General features: G+C 33.0%; 3 protein-coding genes. 1 reads left to right on the top strand and 2 read right to left on the bottom strand.

Annotated features, from left to right (window positions below; translation table 11 throughout):
* Window positions 1-1,204, bottom strand: a 1,204-nt coding sequence (locus tag U9R23_04445) for a cation:proton antiporter (GenBank protein MEA3475672.1), incomplete at its 3' end; no start/stop codon positions are given.
* A gap of 19 nt (window positions 1,205-1,223) precedes the next feature.
* A complete protein-coding gene (locus tag U9R23_04440) occupies window positions 1,224-1,685 on the bottom strand; it encodes a PTS sugar transporter subunit IIA (GenBank protein ID MEA3475671.1) in 462 nt (153 codons plus the stop codon).
* Window positions 1,686-1,859: 174 nt separating this feature from the next.
* On the opposite strand from U9R23_04440, the gene U9R23_04435 reads away from it, so the two are divergent.
* Window positions 1,860-2,635 (top strand): metallophosphoesterase family protein (locus U9R23_04435; GenBank protein MEA3475670.1); only part of this gene is annotated, 776 nt, incomplete at its 3' end.

The raw sequence follows: 2,635 nt of genomic DNA, 5'->3' as shown, positions 1-2,635 counted from the left end.
CTTTTGCCTCGCCAGACTTAAACAGTGCATATTTAAGAAAAATTGGACCGATAAGCATAACTATAAAAGTAGTTGCAGTAATTGTGCTCATGATTTGAGCTCCATACTCAACTAATCCAATTTTTTCAAGGGTTTTAGATGCAGCCAAAGCAAGACCTATTGCCACACCCGCTTGGTCAAGAAGACAGAATCCCAAATATTTTTTTACAGTAGTTTTTGCTCTACCAAGTTGTCCACCAACAAAGCTTCCAAACCATTTGCCAATTGAACGAGCCAAAATATAAATTAAAGCTAGACCTATAAATTTTACCAAGCACGGTAAATCCAATCTTGCTCCTACTAACACAAAGAACCATACATACATCGGAGGAGACCAATCACCGAGAGCACTAAATATTTTTCGAGAATTAACTGCACTGTAATTAACAACAACTATTCCCATTGCCATATTGAGTAAAATTGGAGAGAGTTCTAATGTTTCTGCAATTCCACAATTAACTAAAATAATACCAAGTGAAAACAAAAGGAGTATGGTTCTCTCATAAATATACTTTACGAATAAAATGAGAATAAATCCTATACCTGCACCTATTAGAATAGTAATTAGTGTTTCTAATCCTGCATGACTTAATGCGTGAATTACAGAGGTTGCGGTTCCTGAATTAGCACCACCTAAGAAAGTAAGTGCAACAGGCATTGCCAATACAAAAATCAACAGTGCTAAAATATCATCCAATCCGACAATAGCATATAGTGTGGTGGTAAGTCTGCCTTTTGCCTTGTATTGTCTTACTACCTCTACAGTAGCAGCTGGAGCAGTCGCAACAGCTAATGCACCGAAAATGATTCCTATAGGAATGTTTTTTAGAAAAATGCTTAAAATTATTCCAACAAAAAGAAATGCACCAAAAGATTCAAAAAACAAAATAAAGATTATGCTTTTACCCAGTTTTCTGATTGCTTTCCAACGAAGTTCCCCGCCAATACCAAAGCCAATTAAAGATAATGTGACAACATTTACTATTTGTAAGGATTTAATCTGCTCAAAACTTATAAATCCAATAATGCTGGGACCGAGAATTGCTCCAGCGACAATATAACCGATGATAAGAGGTGATTTAATAAATGTTGCACTGCGAGAAAAGATAAGTGCTGCAAGTATTGAAATACCTAAAAATAATAGGTAAAATGATAAATTGTCCATTAAGTATACCCAGGAGTTATTATTCCTGTTTCTTTATCAAACCATAAATCTCATCAGCACTTCTTGCATTCAGAAGCTGCCTTACAAAGTTTTTGTTTTTAAGACGCAATACTAGCTTGGAGAGTACGCGAATGTAATCTTTATCCTGCTTGTCAGATGCTCCAATCATAAAGATTAACTTTACAGGTTTATTATCAATAGAATCATATTCCAGACCAGATTTTTTTCTTCCAAGAGCAATGACAAAATCTTGGATTGATTTATCTCTTATATGAGGAATAGCAATTCCATATCCAATTCCAGTACTCATCAATTTTTCTCGTTCAAAAATTTTCTTTATAAAGCTCTCTTTTTTAGTAACCTTATCGCTTGTACTTATCACATCTGCAAGTTCCCTTAATGCTTCATCTTTAGTATTTGATTGGATATCAATTATTCTATCGGCAGACATATATTTGTAAATTTCTATAATCTTTTCCATAATATTTATCCTTTCATAGAATGATGAATAAAAAAGTATTCATTAATAAAGTAGAATTATTTTGTCAAAAATTTGTTGTATTCTTTGCAAATTAATTTGCTTTTATAGATTATCTTGACTGAAATATAGCATCTCAAATATTTAATTTATCAAATATCTGATTGGAGTCTAACTATGGCACAAGACAAAGAATTAACTTATAAAAAGTTGTTTCAATTATGGGAAAGTAAAGATATTAATGTGCTTGAGACAAAAGGTATGAAATACGCTATTTTCAGTGACCTACATTTAGGCGATGGTGGAAATGCAGATGATTTTTTTCACAATGAGGAAACACTTGAAACTGCTCTCACCTTTTATAATAAAAATGATTATAGGCTAATATTACTTGGAGATACTGAAGAACTCTGGCAATTTGATTTGAATCAAGTAATCAAAAGGTATGATAATAGTGTTTATAAGAAGATGAGAGAATTTGGAAATGCTCGTGTTTATCGTGTTTTTGGAAATCATGATTATGAGTGGTGTGCGCCAGATGACCCCGTTATGAAAAATCCCGAAAAACATAAAGGAGCACCAGAAGCATTGAAAATGAAAAATAGCAATGGAGAGGTAAAAATCTTGCTTGTTCATGGTCATCAAGGAAGTATTGATTCTGATAAAAATAGTTGGATAAGCAGATTTCTTGTGAGAGGTGTATTTAAACCATTTGAACCTATTGCAAAGTTTCTAAAATTGTATGGACATCCTTCCGCGACAAAATCTCAGGTTACAACTGATTATGAACAAATTATGTATACTTGGGCAAAAAAGGAAAAAGTAATTCTTATTTGTGGACATTCCCACCGTGCAATATTTGCATCAAAATCGTATGCAGATAGATTAGAAGATGAAATTGCAGAGTTACAAGCAGATAATTTAGCTCATAGAACAGAGAAGAAAAGAGTTAA

It is taken from the genome of Candidatus Cloacimonadota bacterium (genome assembly GCA_034722995.1).
Classification (GTDB): Bacteria; Cloacimonadota; Cloacimonadia; order JGIOTU-2; family JGIOTU-2; genus JAGMCF01.
This window is presented reverse-complemented; position numbering and strand designations above follow the sequence as displayed.

Excerpts from the sequence above, each read along its gene's own strand:
- U9R23_04440 (MEA3475671.1), bottom strand. The coding sequence starts at position 1,685 with ATGGAAAAGATTATAGAAATTTACAAATATATGTCTGCCGATAGAATA.